27 protein-coding genes are annotated in these 26379 nt (G+C 40.2%); 18 read left to right on the top strand and 9 right to left on the bottom strand.

Annotated elements, in window-relative coordinates:
* The first annotated feature begins 1 nt into the window (after position 1).
* Both glyS and AAEY68_RS15070 read left to right on the top strand, forming a co-directional pair.
* Positions 2-2071, top strand: a complete 2070-nt coding sequence (gene glyS, locus AAEY68_RS15075; RefSeq protein ID WP_350586270.1) for a glycine--tRNA ligase subunit beta — start codon at positions 2-4, stop codon at positions 2069-2071.
* A 75-nt stretch (positions 2072-2146) separates the two neighbouring features.
* On the top strand, positions 2147-2596 hold the full coding sequence (locus AAEY68_RS15070; protein WP_010555151.1) for an early set domain-containing protein: 450 nt from the start codon (positions 2147-2149) through the stop codon (positions 2594-2596).
* 199 nt (positions 2597-2795) lie between these two features.
* Here the strand turns inward: AAEY68_RS15070 and tusA are convergent, their stop codons facing one another.
* From tusA to fadB, 3 genes are all read right to left on the bottom strand, one after another.
* Entirely contained in the window at positions 2796-3035 is a 240-nt protein-coding gene (tusA, locus tag AAEY68_RS15065; protein ID WP_004335190.1) for a sulfurtransferase TusA, read from the bottom strand.
* Between the two features lie 318 nt (positions 3036-3353).
* Positions 3354-4523, bottom strand: coding sequence for an acetyl-CoA C-acyltransferase FadA (gene fadA, locus AAEY68_RS15060; RefSeq protein WP_007584192.1), 1170 nt, complete (start codon positions 4521-4523; stop codon positions 3354-3356).
* Positions 4524-4527: 4 nt separating this feature from the next.
* On the bottom strand, positions 4528-6687 hold the full coding sequence (gene fadB / locus AAEY68_RS15055) for a fatty acid oxidation complex subunit alpha FadB (protein WP_350586267.1): 2160 nt from the start codon (positions 6685-6687) through the stop codon (positions 4528-4530).
* Positions 6688-6879: 192 nt separating this feature from the next.
* Between fadB and AAEY68_RS15050 the strand changes: the two genes are divergently transcribed.
* The 8 genes from AAEY68_RS15050 to AAEY68_RS15015 all read left to right on the top strand — a co-directional run bounded on the left by AAEY68_RS15050 (position 6880) and on the right by AAEY68_RS15015 (position 14516).
* Positions 6880-8766: a transglycosylase SLT domain-containing protein gene (locus AAEY68_RS15050; RefSeq protein ID WP_350586266.1), complete on the top strand. Its 1887-nt coding sequence runs from the start codon at positions 6880-6882 to the stop codon at positions 8764-8766.
* Between the two features lie 115 nt (positions 8767-8881).
* Complete coding sequence (gene pepQ / locus AAEY68_RS15045; protein WP_024592280.1) at positions 8882-10204, top strand: Xaa-Pro dipeptidase; 1323 nt, start codon at positions 8882-8884, stop codon at positions 10202-10204.
* A gap of 88 nt (positions 10205-10292) precedes the next feature.
* Positions 10293-10907 carry a YigZ family protein gene (locus AAEY68_RS15040; RefSeq protein ID WP_008171987.1) on the top strand — a complete coding sequence of 205 codons (615 nt, stop codon included), beginning with the start codon at positions 10293-10295 and terminating at the stop codon, positions 10905-10907.
* Positions 10908-11003: 96 nt separating this feature from the next.
* Entirely contained in the window at positions 11004-12455 is a 1452-nt protein-coding gene (locus AAEY68_RS15035) for a TrkH family potassium uptake protein (RefSeq protein ID WP_007584186.1), read from the top strand.
* A gap of 44 nt (positions 12456-12499) precedes the next feature.
* Positions 12500-13159: a flagellar brake domain-containing protein gene (locus AAEY68_RS15030; RefSeq protein ID WP_007584185.1), complete on the top strand. Its 660-nt coding sequence runs from the start codon at positions 12500-12502 to the stop codon at positions 13157-13159.
* Positions 13160-13623: 464 nt separating this feature from the next.
* Positions 13624-13836: an EF-hand domain-containing protein gene (locus tag AAEY68_RS15025; protein WP_004335175.1), complete on the top strand. Its 213-nt coding sequence runs from the start codon at positions 13624-13626 to the stop codon at positions 13834-13836.
* 139 nt (positions 13837-13975) lie between these two features.
* Positions 13976-14188, top strand: a complete 213-nt coding sequence (locus AAEY68_RS15020; RefSeq protein WP_004335174.1) for an EF-hand domain-containing protein — start codon at positions 13976-13978, stop codon at positions 14186-14188.
* A gap of 112 nt (positions 14189-14300) precedes the next feature.
* A complete protein-coding gene (locus AAEY68_RS15015) occupies positions 14301-14516 on the top strand; it encodes an EF-hand domain-containing protein (RefSeq protein ID WP_007584177.1) in 216 nt (71 codons plus the stop codon).
* An 81-nt stretch (positions 14517-14597) separates the two neighbouring features.
* Here the strand turns inward: AAEY68_RS15015 and trkA are convergent, their stop codons facing one another.
* The 4 genes from trkA to def all read right to left on the bottom strand — a co-directional run bounded on the left by trkA (position 14598) and on the right by def (position 18830).
* A complete protein-coding gene (trkA, locus tag AAEY68_RS15010) occupies positions 14598-15974 on the bottom strand; it encodes a Trk system potassium transporter TrkA (RefSeq protein ID WP_004335170.1) in 1377 nt (458 codons plus the stop codon).
* A gap of 86 nt (positions 15975-16060) precedes the next feature.
* Complete coding sequence (gene rsmB, locus AAEY68_RS15005) at positions 16061-17356, bottom strand: 16S rRNA (cytosine(967)-C(5))-methyltransferase RsmB (RefSeq protein ID WP_350586263.1); 1296 nt, start codon at positions 17354-17356, stop codon at positions 16061-16063.
* The gene (fmt, locus tag AAEY68_RS15000) at positions 17349-18302 is read right to left on the bottom strand and encodes a methionyl-tRNA formyltransferase (protein ID WP_010555158.1); all 954 of its coding nucleotides are present in this window, start codon (positions 18300-18302) and stop codon (positions 17349-17351) included. The genes rsmB and fmt overlap by 8 nt, the downstream gene beginning before the upstream one ends.
* A gap of 24 nt (positions 18303-18326) precedes the next feature.
* A complete protein-coding gene (gene def / locus AAEY68_RS14995; protein ID WP_007584168.1) occupies positions 18327-18830 on the bottom strand; it encodes a peptide deformylase in 504 nt (167 codons plus the stop codon).
* Positions 18831-18948: 118 nt separating this feature from the next.
* Between def and AAEY68_RS14990 the strand changes: the two genes are divergently transcribed.
* The 6 genes from AAEY68_RS14990 to hemF all read left to right on the top strand — a co-directional run bounded on the left by AAEY68_RS14990 (position 18949) and on the right by hemF (position 23896).
* A complete protein-coding gene (locus tag AAEY68_RS14990) occupies positions 18949-20067 on the top strand; it encodes a LysM peptidoglycan-binding domain-containing protein (RefSeq protein ID WP_007584165.1) in 1119 nt (372 codons plus the stop codon).
* Between the two features lie 31 nt (positions 20068-20098).
* Positions 20099-21190, top strand: a complete 1092-nt coding sequence (dprA, locus tag AAEY68_RS14985) for a DNA-processing protein DprA (RefSeq protein WP_024591289.1) — start codon at positions 20099-20101, stop codon at positions 21188-21190.
* 1 nt (position 21191) lies between these two features.
* Positions 21192-21665 (top strand): DUF494 family protein, encoded by a 474-nt coding sequence (locus AAEY68_RS14980; RefSeq protein ID WP_010555161.1) that lies wholly within the window; start codon positions 21192-21194, stop codon positions 21663-21665.
* Positions 21666-21779: 114 nt separating this feature from the next.
* Positions 21780-22355 (top strand): DNA topoisomerase family protein, encoded by a 576-nt coding sequence (locus tag AAEY68_RS14975; protein ID WP_197114099.1) that lies wholly within the window; start codon positions 21780-21782, stop codon positions 22353-22355.
* Between the two features lie 25 nt (positions 22356-22380).
* A complete protein-coding gene (tsaC, locus tag AAEY68_RS14970) occupies positions 22381-22944 on the top strand; it encodes an L-threonylcarbamoyladenylate synthase type 1 TsaC (RefSeq protein WP_024609632.1) in 564 nt (187 codons plus the stop codon).
* 1 nt (position 22945) lies between these two features.
* Positions 22946-23896, top strand: coding sequence for an oxygen-dependent coproporphyrinogen oxidase (gene hemF, locus AAEY68_RS14965; RefSeq protein ID WP_350586259.1), 951 nt, complete (start codon positions 22946-22948; stop codon positions 23894-23896).
* A gap of 63 nt (positions 23897-23959) precedes the next feature.
* Here hemF and AAEY68_RS14960 read toward each other — a convergent pair whose 3' ends face one another.
* Complete coding sequence (locus AAEY68_RS14960) at positions 23960-24397, bottom strand: group II truncated hemoglobin (protein WP_004335148.1); 438 nt, start codon at positions 24395-24397, stop codon at positions 23960-23962.
* A 53-nt stretch (positions 24398-24450) separates the two neighbouring features.
* On the opposite strand from AAEY68_RS14960, the gene aroE reads away from it, so the two are divergent.
* A complete protein-coding gene (gene aroE, locus AAEY68_RS14955; RefSeq protein WP_024593213.1) occupies positions 24451-25275 on the top strand; it encodes a shikimate dehydrogenase in 825 nt (274 codons plus the stop codon).
* Positions 25272-25526, top strand: coding sequence for a DUF1488 family protein (locus AAEY68_RS14950; RefSeq protein WP_007584142.1), 255 nt, complete (start codon positions 25272-25274; stop codon positions 25524-25526). The genes aroE and AAEY68_RS14950 overlap by 4 nt, the downstream gene beginning before the upstream one ends.
* On the opposite strand, the gene AAEY68_RS14945 is transcribed toward AAEY68_RS14950, so the two are convergent.
* Positions 25518-26063 carry a gamma carbonic anhydrase family protein gene (locus AAEY68_RS14945; RefSeq protein WP_024593212.1) on the bottom strand — a complete coding sequence of 182 codons (546 nt, stop codon included), beginning with the start codon at positions 26061-26063 and terminating at the stop codon, positions 25518-25520. The two genes, AAEY68_RS14950 and AAEY68_RS14945, sit on opposite strands and share 9 nt — an antisense overlap.
* Positions 26064-26379 lie beyond the last annotated feature (316 nt).

Raw genomic sequence — 26379 nt, 5'->3', positions numbered from 1 at the left:
CATGTCAGCACAAAATTTATTAGTAGAAATTGGCACAGAAGAGTTACCACCAAAAGCACTGCGTAAATTAGCAGAAGCGTTTGCTGCAAACTTAACTGCAGAGCTAGAAACACTAGAATTAGCACACCAAGGCGTAAGCTGGTATGCATCGCCTCGTCGTTTAGGTTTACAAGTAAAAGCGCTTGAAGCTAAGCAACAAGACAAAGAAGTAGAAAAACGCGGCCCAGCAACTAAAGCCGCATTTGACGGTGACGGTAACCCAACAAAAGCAGCAATGGGTTGGGCACGTGGTTGTGGTATTGAAGTAAAAGACGCACAAACACTCGAAACAGATAAAGGCGCCTGGTTATTGCACATTGCTAAAGTAGCAGGGCAAGAAACTAAAACGCTAATGACAGGTGCAATTACTAAAGCGTTGGCTAAATTACCAATTTCTAAACCAATGCGTTGGGGCGCGAATAAAACACAATTTATTCGCCCTGTGCATACAGTAACTATTTTGTTTGGTGATGAGCTACTTGAAGGCGAAATTCTTGGTAAGCAAATAACTAACCAGCTTCAAGGCCATCGTTTTCATCACCCAGAAAAAATTAGCATAAACCATGCAGACGACGTTTTTGACGTACTTAAGTCTGCTTACGTTATTGCTGATTACGAACAACGTAAAGCACAAATTCGTACGCAAATAGAAGAGGCTGCAAAAGCAGTTAATGCTGTTGTTGCAATGGATGAAGATTTACTTGAAGAAGTAACATCACTTGTAGAGTGGCCAGTTACTTTAACGGCAACATTTGAAGAAGCATTTTTAGATGTACCAGCCGAAGCGTTAATTTACACCATGAAAGACGATCAAAAATATTTCCCGTTATTAGATCAAAACGGCAAACTTTTAAATAAGTTTCTGTTTGTATCTAACATAGAAAGTAAAGATCCAAGTGTGGTTATTTCTGGTAACGAAAAAGTAGTGCGCCCGCGTTTAGCCGATGCACAGTTCTTCTTTGAAACAGATAAAAAGAAAACTCTAGAAAGCCGATTAGAATCGCTTGATAGCGTATTGTTCCAAAAGCAACTTGGTACGCTTAAAGATAAGTCTCAGCGCATTAGTGAGCTTGCAGGTTATATTGCTGAGCAATTAGGTGCTGATAAAGTACTAGCACAGCGTGCAGGCTTATTAAGTAAAACTGACCTAATGACTGAAATGGTAATGGAATTTACCGACGTTCAAGGTGTAATGGGAATGCATTACGCTCGCCACGATGGTGAAGCCGAAGATGTAGCCTTAGCGCAAAACGAGCAGTACATGCCACGCTTTGCAGGCGACAACTTACCTACAAACTTAATTAGCTGTGCAGTAGCGATTGCTGATAAGTTTGATACGCTGGTGGGTATTTTTGGTATAGGCCAAGCACCTAAAGGTGACAAAGACCCATTTGCTCTTCGTCGTGCTGCTATTGGTGCACTTCGCATTATGGTAGAAAAAGAACTACCACTTGATATTTTAGACCTAGTAGCTAAATCGCAAACATTGTTTGGCGACAAGTTAACTAACTTAAATGTATCAACTGACGTATTTGAATTTATGCTAGGGCGCTTCCGTGCGTGGTATCAAGACGAAGGTATTGAAGTAGACGTAATTCAAGCAGTGCTTGCACGTCGTCCGACTAAACCAGTTGATTTTGACCGCCGTGTTAAAGCAGTAAGCCACTTCCGTACATTAGACGCAGCAGAAGCGCTTGCAGCAGCTAATAAGCGTGTAGGTAACATTCTGGCTAAAAACGACATTACCAGCCAAGGTAGTGTTGATGAGAGCTTATTAAGCGACGACGCTGAAAAAGTATTAGCATCACAAGTAGCAAAATTTGCCACTGACCTTGCACCACTTTACGCAGATGGAAACTACCAAGAAGCATTAAGCCAATTGGCAGGTATTCGCGAAAGTGTTGATAACTTTTTTGACAACGTAATGGTTATGGCCGACGATGAAGCTGTTAAGCAAAATCGTCTTGCGCTGCTAAGCCAGTTAAGCGGATTGTTTTTAGGTATTGCAGATATTTCTGTTTTACAAAAATAACACCGATTAACAATTTTAAAAGCCAGCGTTTTGCTGGCTTTTTAGTTTTCACTGTATGCAAAGGAAACCCCATTGATGATTTCTATGAAACGAATTTTAACCTTAGCAATTGCTGGTTTACTTACTGCCTGTACAAGCCAAATTTCGATTAACGATGTATTGCCTCAGCAAGAGCTTGACCGCACAATTTACTTACGTGGCGACTTTACATTGTGGGATGCAGAACCCCAGTATCAGTTTGCGCCAGTTGGTCCAGCGCTTTATCAAGCACAAGTTAAATTTTCGACGCCTGGTAAAGTGTACGAATTTAAAATAGCTGATGCCGATTTTAGTGAAGGCTACAACTGTGGTTACAGCGATGCACAACCAGCAGGGCAAAGCCTAACACTCGGCCAACCAGCTATCGCAGACTGTAATACTATTTATAACTACTTTAGTTTCACACCAGCAATAAAAGGCACATACATAGTAAGTATTGATTACAGTGACTACGACAAGCCACAAGTGACGATAACGAAGAAGTGATAGCTGTATTTTTAAAGCTGCCCGAGTGAATTAATGGATTTGTGACAAGGACGTTGTAGTGTTTATTCAGCATTAACACCAAGGGGATTTCGTAGGTTGGGTAGAGTGAAACGAAACCCAACATGTGTGGCGAATAAAACTATTTTGGTGGTTATTAAATACGTTGGGTTTCGTAAAACTCAACCCAACCTACGTTATTTTAAAGCCCTTTCTTAACCACATACCTGTACGGTGCTTCTTCTGCATCTTTAGCCACCAGCGTGTGATCCATAAACGTACAAAAGCTCGGAATGTCGCGAGTTGTTGATGGGTCATCAGCAGTTATTAATAACGTTTCACCATCATTCATTTTACGAATTGCAGCACGTACCATCATTACTGGCTCTGGGCAGCGAAGGCCTATGGCATCTAATTGGTGATCGGGATTATCAAAGCTCATAATAAATTGACCTGTTTAATTAAAGTGATTGCTGCGTACGCGAGTGCTTAGGTATAGCAATTAATAAGTTTGGCAGTTTAACGCAATTTTAAGTGTAATTTAACTATTTTACTTATCTTAATATGCCCATTTTATTTGAAACTTTATTGCTGCAAAACACGTTATTTAATAATACGCCCGATCACATAATTCCGTAGTACTACATACTGGTGTTATAGCTGATAATTTTCACTTAATTAAAGCTAATAAAAAAGGCGAACTGAATAAAATCAGTCCGCCTTTTTAATCACCAAGATGGTTTTACATGTTTAAAACTAATTAGTCTTGAACACGTTCAAATACAGTGGCAATGCCTTGGCCTAAACCAATACACATAGTTGCTAAACCGTATCGTACATTTTTGTCTTCCATTAAGTGAATAAGCGATGTGCTAATACGCGAACCCGAACAACCCAGTGGGTGACCAAGTGCGATTGCGCCGCCATTTAAATTCACTTTTTCGTCAACAACATCCATTAACCCTAAATCTTTCATTACAGGTAATGATTGTGCTGCAAAGGCTTCGTTAAGCTCTACTACGCCTAAGTCATCAATTGTAATACCGGCTTGAGCAAGTGCTTTTTTACTTGCTGGTACTGGGCCGTAACCCATAATTGATGGATCGCAACCAGCGACTGCCATTGCTTTAATACGCGCACGAATTGGTAAGCCAAGTTCTTTTGCTTTTTCTTCGCTCATTACTAACATTGCAGATGCGCCGTCAGAAAGTGCAGAAGACGTACCGGCTGTTACCGTACCCGATGCAGGATTAAATACAGGGCGAAGTTTTGATAGGCCTTCTACTGTTGTTTCTGGGCGAATTACTTCGTCGTCTTCAACTAATATAAGCGAACCATCTGCTGCGTGACCTTCCATTGCTAAAATTTCGCGACGGAAACGGCCTTCAACAGTTGCCGCTTGTGCACGTTGATGTGAACGGTAAGCAAATTCATCTTGTTGCTCACGGCTAATGCCATGAAGCGTTGCAAGGTATTCTGCTGTTAAACCCATTGAGCCCGATGCTTGTGCAATTGTTGTTGCAAGGCCTGGGTGAAAGTCGTTGCCGTGAGTCATAGGTACGTGACCCATGTGCTCAACACCACCAATTAGGTAAGTGTCGCCAGCGCCTGTCATTATTGCGCGTGCAGCGTCATGCAATGCTTGCATTGACGATCCACATAAACGATTAACCGTTACAGCAGGTACGCTGTGTGGGATACCGGCAAGTAATGCTGCGTTACGTGCTACGTTAAAGCCTTGCTCTAATGTTTGCTGTACACAACCCCAATAAATATCGTCAATTGATGCTGGATCAACTGCTGGGTTGCGATCAAGTAAGCCTTTCATTAAATGTGCGCTTAAGTCTTCAGCACGTTTATGTTTGAATACACCACTTTTAGAGCGACCCATTGGTGTGCGGATACAATCTACAATTACTGGATTATTCATGATATTAACCTTCCACCTTATAGAAAACACGACCTTCTTCGGCCCACTTGCGAGTTTGCTCAGATACTTGGTAAATCGCACCTAGGTGAGCGTATTTGTCTGCTGCTGCAACAAAGTTAGCTAAACCAGTTTGATCTAAGTAACGGAACGCGCCGCCTCTAAATGGAGGGAAACCAACACCGTAAACTAATGCCATATCTGCTTCTTGCGGCGAGGCAATAATGCCTTCTTGCAAACACAGTAGCACTTCGTTGATCATTGGAATCATACAACGGTCGATGATTTCTTGTTTATCAAATTCTTTTGGTGCGTCTGTAATTGGGCTTAGTAGCTCAACTGCTGTCTCGTCATGAGACTTTTTAAGACGACCGCGACGATCTGTTTCGTATTTGTAAAAACCGGCTTTGTTCTTTTGACCAAAACGTTTTTCGTTGGCAAAAATAGTCACTGGATCTTTATCAGCACGCGCCATACGCTCAGGGAAACCGTCAGCCATTACGCCAGTACAATGGAATGCTGTATCAATACCTACAACATCAAGTAAGTAAGCCGGACCCATAGGCCAGCCAAATACGTTTTCCATTACTTTATCTACTTTTGCAAAGTTAGCGCCTTCAACCACTAATTTGCTAAAACCTGCAAAGTAAGGGAATAAAACACGGTTTACAAAAAAGCCTGGACAATCGTTAACAACAATTGGCGATTTACCTAATTTAAGCGCGTAATCAACTACTGCATTAATCGTTTTATCTGAGGTTTTTGCGCCACGGATAATTTCTACTAATGGCATTTTTGGCACAGGGTTGAAAAAGTGCATACCACAGAAGTTTTCTGGCTTATCTAGCGCTTGTGCTAGTAAATCAATACAAATAGTTGATGTGTTTGAAGTAAGTACAGTGCCTTCTGGCATGGTCTTTTCAAGATCAGCGAGTACTGCTTGCTTAACTTTAGGGTTTTCTACAACGGCTTCAACAATGATGTTGGCACTTTGTAGGTCTGACGCGTTAAGTGTTGGTTTAATTTTGCTAAGTGTTGCCAACATTTTTTCCATTGGCATGTGGCCACGCTTAACTTTTGCACCTAATAACTTAGACGCTTCACCCATACCTAAATCAAGCGCATCTTGTTGGATGTCTTTCATTATAATAGGTGTGCCTTTATAAGCAGACTGGTATGCAATACCGCCACCCATAATACCAGCACCTAATACAGCGGCTTGTTTAATTTCTACATCGCTTTGTTTAGCAAATTTACGTGCTTTACCTTTAATGTATTGGTCAGCTAGGAATATACCTGTCTGTGCAGCTGCTTCAGGTGTACGTGCTAATTTAGCAAAGTTAGCGTTTTCGATTGCCATTGCTTCATCGCGAGTACAGTTTGCCGCTGCTTTAATAGTACGTACAGCCATAACCGGTGCAGGATAGTGGCCTTTGGTTTTACCCATTACCATACCTTCTGCCATAGCAAAGCTCATGCCTTGCTCAACACGGTTTAATTTAAGTGGCTGTAGTTTTACGTTACGTTTTGCTTGCCAATCTAGCTTGCCAGAAATCGCTAGCTCAAGTGTTGATACACTTGACTCTAAAAGTTTGTCAGCACTAACTACCGCGTCAAACGCACCTACTTTAAGGGCATCTGCTGCGCGGTTTTCTGCGCCTGAGGTAATCCACATCATCGCGTTATCGGCGCCAATGATACGTGGTAAGCGCACTGTGCCACCAAAACCAGGCATTATGCCAAGTTTAACTTCTGGTAAGCCCATTTTAGCTGTTTCGCTTGCCACACGATAATCGGTAGCAAGTGCCCACTCACAACCACCGCCAAGTGCCATACCGTTTATAGCGCTTAGAGTTGGGAATGGTAAATCTTCGATTGCATCAAAAACGTCGGTTGCGTTTTTGATCCACACTACTAATTCTTCTTCAGGTTTAGTAAATGTAGGTAAAAATTCGAAGATATCGGCACCAATAATAAAGTGGTCTTTATCACTGGTAAAAATCATGCCTTTGATATCAGTATTGGCAGCTAATTCTTTTAATGCTGCTGCGCAATCTGAAAGAGTTTTTTGAGATAATGTGTTTACAGAACCTGCAACACAAAACTTAAACTCGGCGATGTTTTCCTTTAGGAAGCTAACTTCAAAGGAATCGCTTTTATATAACATTATTATTCTCCCTAGTTGACGAACTAAGACTGGTACGATGAGTTTGCATTTCAATCAGTGTGCTTGCTTTAAATTAAAAATGCAACGAAAAATTTAACTCGGTTACAATCGACTGGTTAAAATATAGCTGGTTTGGTGCTAAGGTGGTTGAAAAGTTTTTATTCACTACTTTAATTTTTATTAAAGGACATTATGAAAAAATATTTACTAAGTGTTGCGGCAGCTGCATTCATTTTCCCTCTTCACTCTGCCGAGGCAAGTATCGATAACGATGCCTTTTTAGATGCCGAAAAAAAAGTAAGGTACGGAAGTTACCAAGACTTTAAACAAGCGGTTAGTAACCTAAATCATCCGTTAAAACCGTATGTTGAAAAAACATATTGGCAACGTCACCCGAGTATTAAGCATCAGGCAGAGATAGAAGACTATTTAAATATATATCAGCATACACCGCTTGAGTGGCCTGTGCGCAAAGCGTGGTTGGAGTATTTAAAAGAGAACAATGAAAAAGCGGCGTATATACGCAACTACCGTGAAACTTCTAATACTGGGCTTACCTGTACTTATTTAGATTTTCAGCTCGACTTGGGCGCGCCTGAAAAGGCGATTCTAAATCAGGTGACCGACTTATGGGCCGTTGGTAAATCGCAACCTAATGGCTGTGATAGTTTGTTTTCTACGTGGCGTAAAAAAGGCTACATGAAAGAAGAAACGGTTTGGAAGCGTGTAACACTTGCTGCACAAGGCGGGACGCAAAGCTTATTGCCTTACTTAAAAACTTTACTGCCAAGTAAGGAGCGTTACTTAGCTGATTTATACTTAAAAGTGCGAAAAGATCCAAGCACGGCAGCTGGATTATATCGATATAAAAATAAGTCGGCTAAAGAAGGCCAAATAGCAATTTATGGTGTTAAACGTTTGGTTTGGCGCGATAAAGAGCTTGCTTTAAAAGCATGGGAAAAACTAGAAAAAATATTTAAGTATAGTGATGAAGATAAAGCTGACGTGTATTACACCTTTGCGTTGTCACTTGCTTCAAGCGGGCATAAGCAAGCGAGCTTTTGGCTAAATAAAGTGCCGAAAGAGCGACTAGACAGCAAGCTTATTCAATGGCAACTGGGCAATATGCTCAAAACCCAAGATTGGGAAGGGATTGCTGCGTTTTTTACAGGAAAAGAGGATTTAAGCCTTGGCCAGCAATATTGGTTAGCTTATAGCTATGCTAAACGTGGCGAGCAACAAAAAGCAGACGATATTTGGAAAAAAGTAGCGGCTAATCGTGATTATTACGGCTTTTTAGCAGCAGCACGTTTAGGTTTGCCCGTTGATTTAAATAATCAACCTTTAGCAGTCGATAAGGTGCTTGTAGATAAAGTAAGTAATGCACCTGGCTTTAAGCGTGCAAAAGCACTTTATGATATTGAGCGCTTTACGTCGGCGCGCCGTGAGTGGAATTATTTAACGGATACGTCTAGCAATGAAGAAAAGCTAGCAGCATCACAACTATCTACCGATTTAGGTTGGCACGACAGTACTATTTTTACTTTAGCAAAAATTAAAGCGTGGGATAACGTAGAGCAACGTTTTCCGTTTGCGTTTCAAGATGTTTTTGAGCGCTACAGTAAACGTAGCAAGATAGATGTTGCCTGGAGTATTGCTATTGCAAGGCGCGAAAGCTCTTTTGCGCCAGATGCACGCTCGCATGCTAATGCACGTGGTTTAATGCAGTTATTACCTAGTACTGCTGAGTATGTAAATAAAGGCAGTGTGACAAGTAGTCGTTTATATCAACCTAAAACAAATATTAGGTTAGGTACTAGTTACTTACAGTACTTAAAAAAGAAAAACCATGGCAATGAGGTGCTGGCAACAGCTTCTTATAATGCGGGTTATCACCGTATAAAGCGTTGGTTACCTGATGACGCTATTCCGGCTGAGTTATGGGTAGAGCTTATTCCGTATCGCGAAACCCGCGATTACGTAAAAAATGTATTTGCGTACAGGCAGGTTTACCATACAAGAATGGGCCGAGAAGGTAATGTATTAGCGCCGCTACTAGATATGAAAATGGGCGGTTAGTAAATATAAGTTTAAAGTAGGGGGATATTTAATGCGTTTAGATATCCCCTTTTTTGAGCGCCCAGCGTATAAGTGGTAGACTCAAAGCAAGTTAAATTTAACAGATGGATTAACAATGGATAAATTAGCCGTTTTATACGCCGAACATATTGCAACACTGCAACAGCGTACTCGTACAATTTGTAATAGCGAAGGGTTAGAAGGATTAGTAATTCATTCAGGCCAAGCTAAGCGCCAGTTTTTAGATGATATGTATTATCCATTTAAAGTTAATCCACAGTTTAAAGCGTGGTTACCGGTTATTGATAATCCTCATTGCTGGATTGTGGTAAATGGCAGCGACAAACCAAAACTAATATTTTATCGTCCAGTAGATTTTTGGCATAAAGTACCAGACGAGCCTCGCGACTTTTGGGCTGAGTACTTTGATATAGAGCTATTACTTCAGCCTGATCAAGTTGAAAAGTTATTACCATACGACAAAGCTAAATACGCTTACATGGGCGAATATATTGAAGTAGCGCAAGCACTTGGTTTTAGTATTATGAACCCTGAGCCTGTACTTAACTATTTTCATTACCACCGCGCTTATAAAACGCAGTACGAACTTGAATGTTTACGCAACGCTAACCGCATTGCAGTAGATGGGCATAAAGCTGCACGCGACACATTCTTTAATGGTGGTAGCGAGTTCGATATTCAGCAAGCGTACTTAATGGCAACACGTCAAAGCGAAAATGAAATGCCGTACGGCAACATTGTTGCGCTTAACGAAAACTGCGCTATTTTGCACTACACGCACTTTGATCCAAAAGCGCCACACACTCATAACTCATTTTTAATTGATGCTGGTGCAAACTTTAATGGTTATGCTGCTGATATTACTCGTACGTATGATTTTAAAAAGCAGGGTGAGTTTGCTGAGCTTGTACAAGCTATGACAGTTCAACAAATAGAACTAGGTAAAGGTTTAAAGCCGGGTATGCTTTATGGTGATTTACATGTTGAATGTCATAACCGTATCGCACAAATACTCAGTGACTTTAAAATTGTTAACCTACCCGCTGAGGAAATTGTTGAGCGTAAAATTACCTCTACTTTCTTCCCACATGGGCTAGGGCATCATCTTGGTTTACAAGTGCATGATATGGGCGGTTTTATGAGTGACGAAAAGGGCGCACATCAACCATCGCCTGAAGGTCATCCATTTTTGCGTTGTACTCGCCTGATTGAAAAAAACCAAGTGTTTACCATTGAGCCAGGCTTATATTTTATTGATTCACTGCTTGGTGATTTAGCGCAAACCGATAATAAGCAATTTATTAATTGGGAAAAGGTTGAGTCATTTAAACCATTTGGCGGTATTCGTATTGAAGATAACATTATTGTTCACGAAGATAGCTTAGAGAACATGACACGAGATTTAGCGCTCGATTAATTCTAGTTAACACTAATTAGTTTATACACGTTAAAATACGTACATTATTTAAAGGGGCCTTTTGGCCCCCTTTTTACAAGTTTAAAATATGTCTGAATATAAATATCCCGCTACTGACGTTTTTCATCAAGAAGAAATTAAAAAAAGTACGTTTATAGTTCACATTGCACATACCCCCGATTTAAATTCAGCTAAAGCATTTATTAAAAGCATTGAAGAAAAGTATAGCGATGCGCGTCATAACTGCTGGGCACATGTGGCAGGCAACCCCGGTGGCAGCCATGTTTATGGTTTTTCGGACGATGGTGAACCAAATGGCACTGCAGGAAAACCTATGTTAAATGTGCTGGTGGGTTCAGGCCTTGGCGAAATCACAGCTGTTGTTACACGTTACTTTGGCGGCATAAAATTAGGCACGGGCGGGTTAGTACGTGCTTATGGTGGCTCATTAAATAATGCACTAGTAAAATTGCAAACGGTACTTAAAGTTCCCAGTGTTGAAATTACAGGGAGTAGTGAGTACAGCATGCAAGGTGCGATTGAGCAGTTATTAAAAACAAAGTATCAAGTGCTTAATATTGATAAGCAATTTACTGCTAATATTGAATGGGTGATTACAATAGATAGCCGCGAAGCTCAGCAAGCAATCAAAGATATTTTTGATTTAAGTCACGGCGCAGTTGAGTTAACTATTAAAGAGTAATAACCTACACAAATTGCATGTAATGCATACTGAGCCTATTTAATTTGGTTGATACTACTCAGCCTGAATTTACTAATAATAAAAGCGACAAGCTAAATGCAATTTCGTACCATCATAAAAATTCTTGGCCAACTTGTTGCGCTGTTTAGTATTACCATGGTGCCTCCGGCACTGGTGTCTTTAATATATAAAGACGGTGGTGGTGTTCCTTTTGTTTTAGCATTTATCTTTAGTGTTGTTATTGGCATGATGGCTTATTACCCAAACCGCCATGAAAACGGTGACTTAAAAGCACGTGAAGGCTTTTTAATTGTTGTTTTGTTTTGGCTGGTACTTGGGGCGTTTGCGTCCTTGCCGCTTATATTTTTACAAGAACCTAATTTATCGCTCGCCGATGCGGTGTTTGAAGCATTCTCTGGCTTAACAACCACCGGCGCTACAGTACTTACCGGTATTGAGTACTTACCTAAGTCGGTGTTGTTTTATCGCCAGCAACTCCAGTGGTTTGGCGGTATGGGTATAATCGTACTCGCTGTCGCTATACTCCCCATGCTAGGTGTTGGTGGTATGCAGTTATATCGCGCTGAAATACCTGGGCCTGTAAAAGATTCCAAAATGACCCCGCGAATTGCCGATACAGCAAAGCACCTTTGGTATATTTATGTGTCACTGACTATTGCTTGTATGCTGGCTTATTGGGCAGCCGGGATGGAGTGGTTTGATGCGATATGTCATGCATTCTCAACGGTCGCGATAGGTGGTTTTTCTACTTATGATGCTTCTATGGGGCACTTTGACAGCCCTGTAATTAACTTTATTTGTGTGTTCTTTTTAATTATTGCCGCTGTTAACTTCTCCCTGCATTACGCCGCAGTGGCCAGTCGTAACATACAAGTTTATATTCGAGACCCTGAGTTTAAGGTGTTTTTGTGTATTCAATTAGCGCTGGTGGTTATTTGTTTTACCGTACTTTCCTCTAACGAAATATTTGCTAATGGCGATGAAACCCTCGATCAGGCGTTATTTCAGGCTGTTTCTATGAGTACAACAGCAGGCTTTGCTACTGATAACTTTTCAACATGGCCTTTGTTTTTACCTATTTTACTTATATTTTCGAGCTTTATTGGTGGCTGTGCAGGCTCTACTGGTGGTGGTATGAAAGTAGTGCGCGTGTTCTTACTGTACTTGCAGGGTGTGCGTGAGCTTAATCGTTTGGTGCACCCACGGGCTATATATTCAATCAAGCTGGGTCGAAAGGCGTTGCCAGACAAAGTAGTAGAAGCCGTGTGGGGATTTTTCTCTGCATATGCGTTGGTGTTTATTATTATTATGTTAGCGCTTATGGGCACGGGTATGGATAACATAACTGCGTTCTCAGCCACTGCGGCTTGTTTAAATAACTTAGGTCCAGGTCTGGGAGATGTAGCATCGCATTATGGCGCTATAACCGATGGTGCTAAATGGTTGCTTACCATTGCAATGGTGTTTGGTCGTTTAGAAATATTTACTTTATTAGTGTTATTTACGCCTACTTTTTGGCGTGGATAAACGAGTGGCTTAAGTTTTAAATTACGAACTATTGGGAAAGGGATATGCCAACAAATTTAGAAAAGCTAAAGCATATAAGTGTAGGCAGCTTAGTCGACCTAGAAATATTAACACCTACAAGCAGTAAGCGTGTTAAAACTGAATTAGTTGGTTTACTCGATAAACAGTTTATTATTTTAAATTATCCCAATGCAAAGCGTTTACCTGCGGCGAGTGACTATTTACGTGATGGCGTAATGGTTGTTGTAAGAGCGCTTATTGAAGGTAGTGGTGGGCAAGTTATTGCGTTTCGCCAGCAAATTATGTCGGTAGCCTCTCATCCCGCTAAACTCGTGTTTATAAACTTTCCAAAGCAAGTGCAGTTATTTGCGCTACGCTCACAAACACGCATACCTACCTTATTACCTGCAAAGCTAAAACTAAGTGACGATAGGGTACTTGAAGGCCTTATTAAAGACATTTCACTCACTGGTGTAATGTTTGATATTAGAGGCGATCAGCAAGTTGAAAGTATTAAAGATATGCAATGCACTGTCGTACTTAATAGCAGTGATAAAGATTTTGAAGGTGAAATTTGCAGTGTTAAAGAGCATGCCGCAGGTGTGCACTGTGGAATTAAGCTACTAGCAAGCGAGGATGAAATGAAAGCCTTTATGAAAGAGCATTTTATAGACCCTTCTGCGCTTGAGCCTACCGTTGAATAAATAGGTTTTCGCTTATTTGCAACAAAAAGGCATTTTACGTCAGTATTTATAAAATGTTTTTTTCTCTTTCATAATTAAAATTATTATTTAAATAAAACAAATGATTACGTATTATTTTTTACAGCTTATTTTTTGTTATTAAAGCTTCCTCGTTAAAATTTATCTCAATTATTCTTTTAAATCCCTCCTTTTAAAACCATACATTTAAAAATGTATCTTTTTATATAAACATAACTATATGTTTTTAATGGTTTTAATGTAGACCCTTTAAAACGTGTTGCTAAAGGGCAACAATAATTATTCTAAAAACGCCTTCTTGTTATACGTTATATATTTAACTTATTGAAAATTAATAGCTTTTAAATGTTGGCATCTAAGTTGTAATAGTCTAAGTGTACTGAACGAAATCGTGATTCAAAGTGAAATACTTAATCGCACACACATAAATTTGAAGGATACATATTATGAAAAGCATTAATAAAACTTTAGCACTTATCGCTATTGCATCTTCTTCGGCCGCTTTTGCTGCAACAGATTTTGACACACTGGATGTAGACGGCAGTGGCACAATTAGCCAAGCAGAAGCATCAGTAGATGCAAAGCTAATGAGCATGTTTTCTGAGCTTGATACTGACCAAAATGGTGAGTTATCAAAAGAAGAATTTTCAGAAGCTTAATTAAAAAGTATTTATCCTGAGTTGCCAAAGACACCTAAGTAGGCAAGGGAGCTTACGAAAGAGGATAACAAGGAAGTGGAAAATTACGTTTTAAGTTAAACGAAGCAATTTTTTTGATAGAACATTGAAGGATTAAGTTATGAAACATTTAAATAAAGCATTAGCACTTATAGTACTAGCATCTTCTTCCGCTGCATTTGCAGCATCAGATTTTGACAGCCTTGATATCGATGGTAGCGGCACAATTAGCCCAAGCGAAGCGGCAGTCGATACAGATTTAATGGCTGAATTTATTGAGCTAGATACCGACGGTAGCGGCGAGCTTTCTAAAGAAGAATTCGCTAATTACTAATTACTAATTACTAATTACTAATTACTAATTACTAATTAATCTTTTCAGATTAAACATTTTTCACAGTCAGGGATCTTTGAAAAGGACTTCCCATATTACTAGGAATATTATTATGAAAACATTAAATACAACACTTGCAGTTATCGTTTTAGCATCTTCATCAGCAGCATATGCCGCAGTAGATTTTGCCTCTTTTGATGCAGATGGTAACGGTGCTATTACAATGGAAGAAGCAAAGGTTAACCCTCAGCTTGTAAAGATTTTTGATGATTTGGATACTGATGGTAATGGTGAAATCTCTAAAGAAGAGTTTTCAAAAGTACAGTAATCAATATTTAAGCATACTCCATTAAAGCCGCCTTAGTCAGCGGCTTTTTTGTGTATTAAATTAACTAATTAGAGTAACTAGTTAAAGGAATATAGCACTTACTTGGAATAGTTTTTCTACAACGGTAATGTGTTTTTTGTCGATTAAAAACATGATGACATGATCGCCCGACATAATAATTGTATCATCGTGAGCTATCAACACATCGTCATTACGTACTATTGCCCCAATGGTTGTACCTGCAGGAAGTTTTATGTCGGCAATCGCGCGCCCAACCACTTTAGATGTGTTTTCATCACCATGAGCAACCGCTTCAATGGCTTCTGCTGCGCCTTTACGCAGTGAATACACGTTAACAATATCACCACGGCGTACGTGCGTTAATAACGCTGATATAGTTGCTTGTTGTGGCGATATGGCAATATCTATTTCGCCGCCTTGTACCAAATCAACGTAAGCTCCACGTTGAATAAGTACCATGGTTTTTTGTGCGCCCATACGTTTTGCAAGCATGGCCGACATAATGTTTGCTTCATCGTCGTTGGTTACGGCAATAAATACATCGACTTGTTCAATATGCTCTTCTGAGAGCAGTTCTTGATCAGATGCGTCACCACAAAAAACGACCGTGTTATCGAGCATTTCTGAGAGTTGCTCGGCACGTTCTTTACTGCGTTCAATTAGTTTAACGGTGTGGTTTTTTTCAAGTGAGCGGGCAAGGCCTGCCCCAATGTTACCGCCACCAGCTATCATAATTTTTTTGTACGAACGCTCAAGTTTTTGTAGCTCGTTCATTACTGCGCGTATATGTTTTGTAGCGGCAATAAAGAATACTTCGTCATCGGCTTCAATAACGGTGGTACCCAGTGGTTTGATTGCTTTACCTTGACGATAAATAGCGGCAACACGAGTTTCTACATTAGGAATATGTTCTTTAAGTGCAGATAACGCATAACCTACTAATAAACCCCCATAGTAAGCTTTTACGGCCACTAACGACAGCATACCATCGGCAAACTGCAATACTTGCAAAGCACCAGGGTAGTCAATTAAACGGCGAATATACTTAGTGACCAGTGCTTCGGGAGCAATGTAATGATCGATTGGTAAATCATCGTTTTGAAATAGTTTTTCGCGGTATTTTAAATATTGCTCCGAGCGAATACGGGCAATTTTTGTGGGCGTTTTAAAAATACTGTACGCCACTTGGCATGCAACCATGTTCACTTCATCTGAACTGGTTACCGCTATAATCATATCGGCATCTTCAGCGCCTGCACGGCGTAATACATCAGGATGTGCACTGTGGCCCATAACCCCTTGTAAGTCGTACTTATCTTGAAGTTCACGTAATCGGTTACCGTCTATATCAACAACGGTAATTTCGTTTTGTTCGCCAACTAAGTTTTCAGCAAGCGTAGCACCAACTTGCCCGGCACCGAGTATAATTATTTTCATTATTTACCCGTGGTATTGATCATAATTTAATTAAAAAAATAGCCATTTAATGTTTCATAAATGGCTAACTATTTAGTGTACGGCTATTAGGCTTTTTTAACTAGCTTAGCGTAATAAAATCCATCACTTTCACCGGGCAGTAACTGCAAACCTGGAGTTGTTACGGTATCATTTTCGTGTAGAGGTATATGTTCTACATCATCGTTATTAGCTAAAAACTTAGCAACTTGCTGTTGGTTTTCTTGTGGAAGAACCGAACACGTAGCATATACCAATGTGCCACCTGGTTTTAACAGTGGCCAAATGCTATCAAGAATATCGTTTTGTAACTTAGATAAGTTTTCGATATCTGATGCGCGACGTAACCATTTTATATCAGGGTGACGGCGAATTACACCAGTGGCCGAACAAGGCACATCAAGCAAAATACGATCAAATAATTTTTCATCCCACCAGGTATGTGGTTGCGATGCATCGCCGCATTGTAGGTCTGCACCTAAGCCAATACGAGTTAAGTTTTGCTTAACACGTTCAAGGCGAGTTGAGTCGCTATCAAGTGCAAGTACATCAGCATCAGCAAGCTCTAATATATGACATGTTTTTCCGCCAGGGGCGGCACAGGCATCTAAAATATAGTCATCTGCTTTAGGTTCTAAAAAGCGAGCTGCAAGTTGTGCTGCAGCATCTTGTACTGAACATGCACCTGTATCAAACTCAGGCAACGAAAATACATCACGTGGTTTGGCAAGTTTAATCCCATCAATAAAATCAGGGTTTAAGGTGTGTTCAATATCGTTAGCGCTAAGCATTTCGCTGTATTCTTGCGTGCTAAATTGTGCTTGGTTTACACGAAGCCACATAGGTGCTTGTTGCTGGTTTTCTTCAAGTAGTGCTTCCCAGCTATCTGGGTAGGCTGTTTGCACCTGTTTAATAAACCAATTTGGATGGTTGTATAAACATACCGGAATAAGCTTCGCTTTTTCTTCAAGCTCTGCTTGTTGGCGCTGAAAACTACGTAAAATGGCGTTTATCAGCCCTTTTAATCCTAAAGCGCGTAGTTGAGCCAGTGCGTTTACAGTTTCTGAAATTGCAGCATGTGGTGGTACGCGCATATGCTGCAGTTGATAAATACCTACATATAATAAAAACTGAAATATTCTACGTTTACCTTTTAATGGCTGCTCTACTAAGTGTTGGCAGTAATTTTCAAGGCTCGGTAAGTAGCGTAAAACGCCATAACAAATTTGCTGTAGCAACGCTTTATCTTTAGGCGGCAAGCCTTGGCTTGCAAATGGAAGTTCTTGATTAAGCGATGCGCCTTTATCAACTACGTTATATAAAGTTTCAGCGGCCAGCGCTCGTACGTTTGGAACATTACTCATTGTTTTCGCCTAATATTGTGCCAGGGGTAACCCAGTCACTACGACCATTTAAAAAGTCGTTAATTGCCATTGGTTTTTTACCTTGCGGCTGTAATTGCGTAATACATAAAGCGTGTTCGCCACACGCCACTACTACGCCATTCTTATCGCTTGATAAAATTTGCCCAGGATCACCTGATTGCAGCACAACCTGCGCTTGATAAATCTTTACTGTTTGCCCACCCATTTGAGTAAAGCACACTGGCCATGGATTAAAAGAGCGAATGTTTCGCTCAATTTGCAGTGCACTCATTGACCAATCGATATTAGCTTCCTCTTTAGAAAGCTTTTTAGCGTAGTTAGCAAGTTCATCATTTTGAGGTTCAGGGGTGATCTCGCCATTAGCTAATTTATTAATGGTTTCAATTAACGCGTCTGGACCTAGCTCAGCAAGCTTTGTATATAAACTAGCGCTAGTTTCTGTCGTGCTAATAGGACAGCGACTTATATGTAGCATATCGCCGGTATCTAGCCCTTCATCCATTTGCATTATTGTTACGCCGGTTTGTTCATCACCTGCCCAAATTGCGCGTTGAATAGGTGCAGCGCCGCGCCAGCGCGGTAATATAGAGCCATGCACATTTAAACAACCCAAACGTGGGGCTTCTAATATAGCTTTAGGTAAGATTAAGCCATACGCTACAACAATCATAATGTCGGCATTTAAGCTTGTTAGCTCTGCTAGTGCTTCATCATTTTTTAATGACTGTGGCTGAAAAACCGGTAAGTTGTGCTCAAGCGCTAGCGCTTTCACTTCACTGGCTTTTAATTTTTTACCACGACCTGCAGGGCGATCTGGCTGGCTATATACACCCACTATTTGGTGTTCGCTTTGTATCAGCGCTTGTAAATGACGTGCTGCAAAGTCCGGCGTACCGGCAAATATAATGCGTAATGGTTGAGTCACTGAGTTTTCCTAAGGTACTTATTACTAATCTGCAAATTTAGCTTCTTTTTCAAGCTTTTTACGAATACGTTGGCGCTTTAATGGAGATAAGTAATCAATGAACAGCTTACCTTGAAGGTGATCTAGTTCGTGTTGAATACAAATAGCCAGTAATTCATCTGCATCTAGTACAAACTCTTCACCGTTTTCGTTAAGTGCAGCGACTGTTACTGTTTCAGCGCGGTCTACTTTTGCATACGAGTTAGGTACTGATAAACAGCCTTCTTCGCTAACGGTAGAGCCGTCTTTTTTAATGATTTGTGGATTAATTAATACCAGTGGCTCGTCGCGCTCTTCTGATACATCAATAACAACGATTCGTTGATGAATATCTACTTGCGTGGCCGCAAGTCCAATGCCATTTTCATCGTACATTGTCTCTAGCATGTCTTTTACAATTTGGCGTACTGTGTCGTCAACTTGTGCAACATCTTTTGCTATAGTACGTAAACGTTCATCTGGAAATCTTAAAACTTCTAACCTAGCCATAGTTACCTTTTTCACTTGTGCTTAATTTAGGGTATTGTATGCTCTTATTTTAGCCATTCGCGTTCACCTTTAACAGGTTTTGGGCAATAATAATGAAAAAACAATACAAGGAAGCTCAATGAAATCTCCATTACTTGCAATCATGCTTACGTTAAGTGCTGCGTTTCCCGCAATTGCTGACGTGCTTAAAATAAAAAAAGATGCACCAAAACAGTATGTTGTAAAAAAAGGCGATACACTTTGGGATATTTCTGGCATCTATTTAGATGAGCCTTGGCTATGGCCTGAACTTTGGCAAATGAATCCACAAATTGACAACCCGCACCTAATTTACCCCGGTGATGCATTAGCGCTGATATACGATGCAGATGGAAACCCACGTTTAGTGATTAATAAAGGATATAGAAAGCTATCTCCTCAGGGTCGTATTACACCAAAAGGGCGTAATGCTATTACTACTTTGCCGCTTGAAATGATCAAACCGTATATCAGTTACGAGCAAGCAATGAACAGTGACGATATTAAAGGCAAACCTTATATTTTAGGTGCTAACGAAAATACTAAAACACAAACGTTAGGCCATATTTTATATGTTAAAGGCGACTTACAAGTACATAAAGCATATGCCATTTACCATAAAGGTGACCCTTACACCGATTTAACCGGTGAAGTGTTAGCAACGCGTGCATCTTACGTGGGTATCGCACGTGCGTTTAGAGCGGGTGATGAACACAATGGCGTGCCTTCGTCATTACGTGTTGAATCTGTTAAACGAGAAATTCAGCAAGGCGATTTTTTAATGCCGGCAATGGAAGGTCAAATGCTTCCTGCGTACTTTAATATTCACCGTCCTTCTGAGCCTGTAACAGGGAATATTATTGCTTCCCCACGACAAGTTAGAGAATTCAGCACAATGGATGTTGTAGTGCTAAACTTAGGCAGTGAACAAAACATAGAAGCGGGTCATGTATTAGATCTAGAGCGTCAATCGCCAACGGTTATTGATGGTCCTCGTGGCCCTCGTTATCCAGAAGATTCTAGTAAATACGAGAAGCTTTTATCTGATGTGAGCCAATTATTTGGTGGTGAGTCTGACGAAGAGAGCACAACGTGGACTATGCCTAAAGAAAAAGTTGGTGAGCTAATTGTCTTTAAAGTGTATGACAAAATAAGTTATGCATTAATAACTAAAAACCAGCACCCAATTCGCATTGGAGATATTGCAGTTATTCATTAAGAAGTAGCGAGTCGGTGCTCTAGGAGAGAGCATGGATCAGTCATCTGGCAAGCTAGCCCACTGGCTTGCCTTTTATATGTGTAAAGGGTTGGGTATCAAAACCCTTTTAGCACTATCTACAAACTATTCCCTTGGGTCGTTATTCGACTTATCTCATGACAAGCTTTTACAGCTTGGATTAACCGCTAATCAAGCGAGTAATTTACTCAACACCAATTGGCAACAAGTCAGCCATTATGAGCAACTAATTGCGCAGCAGGGCATTACCGTTGTCTGTATTTTTGATGCGCTTTATCCAGAAGATCTCCGACAGATTGCCAGTGCGCCTTTATTACTATTTTGTAGGGGAGATGTCTCGTTATTATCTACTCCACAAATTGCAATTGTAGGGAGTCGTAATGCCACACCTACCGGGCTTGAAATAGCATCAGAATTTGCATACGAGTTAACTTTAGCGGGTATTACAGTTACCTCAGGTATGGCACGGGGAATAGATGGAGCAGCACATAAGGGCTCTCTTGCTGGTACGGGTAAAACCATAGCGGTGCTTGGTACTGGGGTTGATATTTACTATCCTAAACGCCATAAACTATTAACAGACCAAGTTTTAGAAAGCGGCCTGTTGGTGAGTGAGTTTTTACCAGGGGCAGCTGCTCATGCGCATAACTTTCCGCGCCGAAATCGTATTATTTCTGGGTTATCGTTGGGAGTGCTTATTGTTGAGGCTGAAATTAAAAGTGGTTCGTTAATTACAGTACGCTATGCGCTTGAACAAAATAAAGAGGTATTTGCAGTACCGGGTTCTATTAAAAACCCGTTAGCGCAGGCAAGTCACTTTTTAATAAAGCAAGGTGCTAAGCTGGTAGAAAACGTGGCTGACATTCTTGATGAGGTGAGTTTTACTTACGACAATAATGTATGTAACAAAGAGCAGCCTATTCAGGCAAATTCTCAATGCGAGGTTTTAAATAGTATTGGCTTTGAAGTAACCAGCGTAGACGACATTGTACGTCGCGCACAGTGGCCAATAGACAAAGTGCTCGCTAGGTTGCTCGATTTAGAATTAGACGATCAGATTGAGCGAGTGTTAGATGGTTATATTAAGTTAAGCGCAGGAAGGTAATATGTTTGATATTCTTTTATATCTTTTTGAAAATTACATTCATAGCGAAGCGGATATATTTGCAGAGCAAAATGAATTAACCGATGAGCTACTGCGGGCGGGCTTTAATAAGCCTGAGATATTTAAAGCACTCGATTGGTTAGAGCAACTCGCCGATTTACAACACAGTGACGAGTCTCCTTATCTTATTACTAACCCTAAAGATGCGGTGCGTATATTTACCGATAGTGAATGCCAAAGGCTCAGTGCTGAGTGTCGTGGCTTTTTAATGTTTATTGAGCAAATAGGCGTAATTAACAATGTAACTCGTGAGATGGTAATGGACTGTTTAGCCTCACTAGATAAACCAACCATAAGCCTAGAAGATTTAAAATGGATTGTACTTATGATTTTGTTTAATGTTCCTGGCTCTGAAGAGGCATATGAGCAAATGGAAGATTTGATTTTTGATGAACCCAGCGAACTTCTTCATTAGAGATAATTATCTTAATTGTACTCAAATTACTTAAACGGATAAGCACGGCATTGCTTGTATCTTTAAGTGGTTTGGGTATATTAGGCGAAAATTCACCAACCTATTAGGATCACCATGAGTAAAATCGACCATTCGCTTTTCTCGGCGAACAAGCACGCCCTCGAAAAAGAATACGAGATATGCCCACAGTGTGGTTCAGAGTTAGTGATCCGCAATAGTAAATCAGGCCCTTTTTTAGGATGCGCAAGTTACCCCGAATGCGATTTTATTAGACCATTGGCACATCACGATAGTAACGAAATTAAAGTTCTTGAAGATTCAGCATGCCCTGAGTGTAGCAAACCGCTGGTGGTTAAAAATGGTCGCTACGGCATGTTTATTGGGTGTACGGGTTATCCGCAGTGCCATTATATTGCTAATGAAAATGAAGAAAAACAAAATGAAGAAGTATTACCGAGTTGCCCTAAATGCAAAAAAGGTAATTTAGTAGCGCGTAGTAATAAGTTTGGTAAAGTATTTTATTCTTGTGATTGTTATCCTAGTTGTAAATACACACTAAATAACAAACCAATTGAACAACCTTGCCCTGAGTGTAAATGGCCAATAGTTATCGAAAGAAAAATGGCTAATAGCACACTATTGCAATGCCCACAAAAAAGTTGCATGCATAAACTAGCCCCAACTGACTAACATTTAATTATTTCTGGAGACTATTTTGTCAGACCTTCCAAATATGCCCACTGCAATAACGTGTTTAACGCAAGGCGAAGTTATTTTATATCCAACAGAAGCAGTATTTGGTTTAGGCTGCGATCCAGATAATCAACAAGCCGTTGAAAAGCTATTAGCAATTAAGCAGCGCCCGGTTGAAAAAGGGCTTATTTTAATTGCTGATAACTACGGGCAATTATTAAAATACGTAGATGATGCAAAAATACCAATGGATAAACGAGCCGATATTTTTTCGAGTTGGCCAGCAGCAATTACATGGGTTATGCCTGCATCTAAAGACACGCCAAAATGGCTAACAGGGCAGTTTGATACTATAGCCGTAAGAGTAACAAATCATCCAACAGTAAAGCGTTTGTGCCAAGAGTTTGGTAAGCCACTAGTATCAACCAGTGCAAACTTAACAGGACAAGAAACTGTTATTAGCATTGAGCAAGCTAAAGCACAATTTGCAGAACAAGTTGGCTTTTACGTTGATGAGCCATTAGGTGGCAATACTCAACCAAGCACAATAAAAGACGCCATGACGGGCAAAATATTTAGAGGTTAAAATGCAAAGCGAATTATTAGATCAAGTAAAAGCATACTTTATGGCTTTGCAAGACACTATTTGCCAAGGTTTGGAGGCTGCAGATGGCAGTGCTAAATTTATAGAAGATAACTGGCAGCGAACTGAAGGCGGTGGTGGTCGCACACGCGTAACCACTAATGGTACTGTAATAGAGCAAGGCGGAGTTAATTACTCTCATGTATTTGGCGCTTCAATGCCAGGTTCTGCAACAGCACACAGACCAGAGCTTGCAGGACGCAGCTTTCATGCATGTGGTGTGTCGTTAGTTATTCATCCTAAAAACCCTCACGTACCAACAAGTCATGCCAATGTGCGCTTTTTTATAGCCGAAAAAGAAGGCGAAGAGCCAATATGGTGGTTTGGTGGCGGGTTTGATCTCACTCCTTTTTACCCAGTATTAGAGGATGTACAACACTGGCATCAAGTTGCTCACGACATTTGTGCGCCATTTGGCAGCGAAGTTTATCCAAAATATAAAACATGGTGCGACGAGTACTTTTATTTAAAGCACAGAGATGAGACTCGCGGAGTGGGCGGTTTGTTCTTTGACGATTTAAACGAACTTGGTTTTGAAAAGAGCTTTGCGTTTATGCAATCGGTTGGTAACGGCTTTTTAGATGCTTATATACCTATTATTGAACGTCGTAAAAATGATGAATACACAGAGCAACAACGTGATTTTCAGCTTTATCGTCGCGGACGTTATGTAGAGTTTAATCTAGTATGGGACAGAGGTACTTTATTTGGATTACAAAGTGGCGGGCGCACTGAGTCTATATTAATGTCTATGCCACCACTTGCACGCTGGGAATATAACTATAAACCAGAGCCAAGTAGCCCAGAAGCTAACCTATATCAGTATTACTTACGCCCGCAAGAGTGGCTAACTAGTAAACCAAGTGAGCTGATAGCCAGAGAATGGCAATTATAACAATTACACAGTAATCAAAAAGGCGCTAATTAGCGCCTTTTTGCATTGTGGCTAAATACAAATTTAATGCTGATTGATCATGTGCGTTGCTAGTTGAGAGAATGATTGCTTTAATCCTTCACGTAACAACGGATTGTCTATTTCTATATCCAGCGTTTTATTCATGCAGTACATCCATTGATCGCGCAATGCTTTATCTACAGTAAAAGGCATATGTCTTTTACGTAGCATTGGCTGGCCATGTTTTTCAGTAAATAGGTTTGGCCCGCCTAACCAACCAGATAAAAATTCAAAAAATACTTGGCGAATTCGATCTAATGGCAGAGGATGCATATCATATAACGGTTTAGCGTATTCATCTGACTCCATTATGTCGTAGAATCGATTGGAGATAGCACGCGCCCCTTTCTCTCCACCTATTATTTCATACGGTGTTTTTTCAGGAGTAGGAGCCTGTTGCTCGGGAGCTGGCTTAGATTTAGAAAAAAGTCGTTTAATCATATTACTTATCATCGTTAATAGGCAGTATATAGCTGCGAAGAGGTTGCTTTAAAATGGACAAATATGCGGTTTTTGGAAATCCAATTAAACATTCAAAATCCCCCGCGATACATAAACAATTTGCTGTATCACTGGGTGAGCAAATCGACTATCGCGCAATATTAGCACCTATCGATAACTTTGAAAAAACAGTATTGTCTTTTTTTGAGCAAGGTGGTGTTGGTGCTAACGTTACAATGCCATTTAAAGAGCAAGCCTATGCAATGGCTGATGAGCTTACGGCATTAGCTAAAATTGTAGGGGCTGTTAATACATTAAAAAAACGAGATGATGGCACATTACTCGGTGATAACACCGATGGTGTGGGCTTTGTAAATGATTTACTCGCTAATGAAGTAGCCATAACTAATAAACGCATTTTAATCATAGGTGCGGGCGGTGCTGCTCGAGGGGTTATTTTACCTTTGTTAGAGCATAACCCTCAGGAAATAATAATAGTTAATCGCACAGCACAAAAAGCCAAAGAACTCGCAGAGCTGTTTACTCAATATGGACCAGTATCTGGCTTTGGCTTTGATGATTTACCAGTAAGCGATTACTCACTAATTATAAACTCTACATCTAGCAGTATGAATAATGAGCTTCCTGCTCTTGATGAAAAACACATAACTAACTGTGAAGTCGCTTATGACATGTTTTATTCACTGCAAAATACCATTTTTATGAATTGGGTTGCACAGCATAATATTAACGCTAAGCTTTTAGATGGCAGTGGAATGTTAGTTGGTCAAGCTGCTCAAGCATATTATGTATGGCGTAACAAAATGCCAAAAATACTTCCCGTAGTTGATGCGCTCAAACAAGGAATGCTTAAATGAATCAAGCAATACAGTTTATAGATAGGCTAGAGTTTAGAGAGCCCGATCATCAGTTAGTTTTTTTTGCACAAGTTAGTGGCATGCTGGTGGAATGTATAATAGAAGTAAATACACTTAAATTAACAGACGAAAGTCACGCAACAGAATATTTTGAAAAGTATCGTTTTGATTACGAAGAACGTGCCGAGGAGCTTATCGAAGAAGAGAGCTATAACTCGGCAGGCCAAATTGAAGTAAGCTTATTAACTTAAGTTAGCGATTTCAGCTAAGTATTCGTCTTTAAGTGATACATAGTTATCGGCAGATATTTTTAAGAAGGCAAGTTCTTGCTCTGTAAGAGGGCGGGCTTGCTTAGCCGGACTCCCTACATATAAGTAACCAGACTCCAAACGCTTATTTGGTGGTACCAAAGAGCCGCCGCCAATAATAACATCGTCTTCAACAACCACGTTATCCATAATAATAGCGCCCATACCTACAAGTATACGGTTTCCTAATACACATCCGTGCAGCATTACCTTATGACCAACAGTTACATCGTCACCTATAATAAGTGGGTAACCATCAGGATTGCTTTTAGTTGCGCGAGATAAATGCAATACACTGCCATCTTGTATATTTGTACGCTCACCAATACGTATATAGTTAACATCACCACGTGCAGCTACTAACGGCCACACACTACTATTATCACCTAAAGTAATGTTACCAACCAAAACCGATGACTCATCAATATAAACAGACGAATTAAATGAAGGAGTAACACCTTTATAAGAACGAATTGCCATAGTTAGTACCTTTTAGATAATAGTTATTAGCTTTGAGTGTATCAGCAAGGTGATTTTTGTACCATACAGTGCACTGTTTGGTTACAAAACTATCAGTTTTAGGGGGTTTAGTTCAGATACTAACCGAACAGTATCTTTTTTTACTTTTTCTTTAAAAAAGTGCTTGCGTAAAAATATGATCTCCCTATAATGCGACCCCACTGAGACGGGAAACGCCAACGCATAGCGAGGCACGAACAACTCAGAGAGTTAAATAAAACTTCGGTTTTAAATCTTCCAAAAAGAAAGTTTAAAACTAAGTGTTGACTCGAAAAAT

It is taken from the genome of Pseudoalteromonas sp. RB2-MNA-CIBAN-0110 (assembly GCF_040309305.1).
In the GTDB taxonomy this organism is placed as follows: Bacteria; Pseudomonadota; Gammaproteobacteria; order Enterobacterales; family Alteromonadaceae; genus Pseudoalteromonas; species Pseudoalteromonas arctica.
This window is presented reverse-complemented; position numbering and strand designations above follow the sequence as displayed.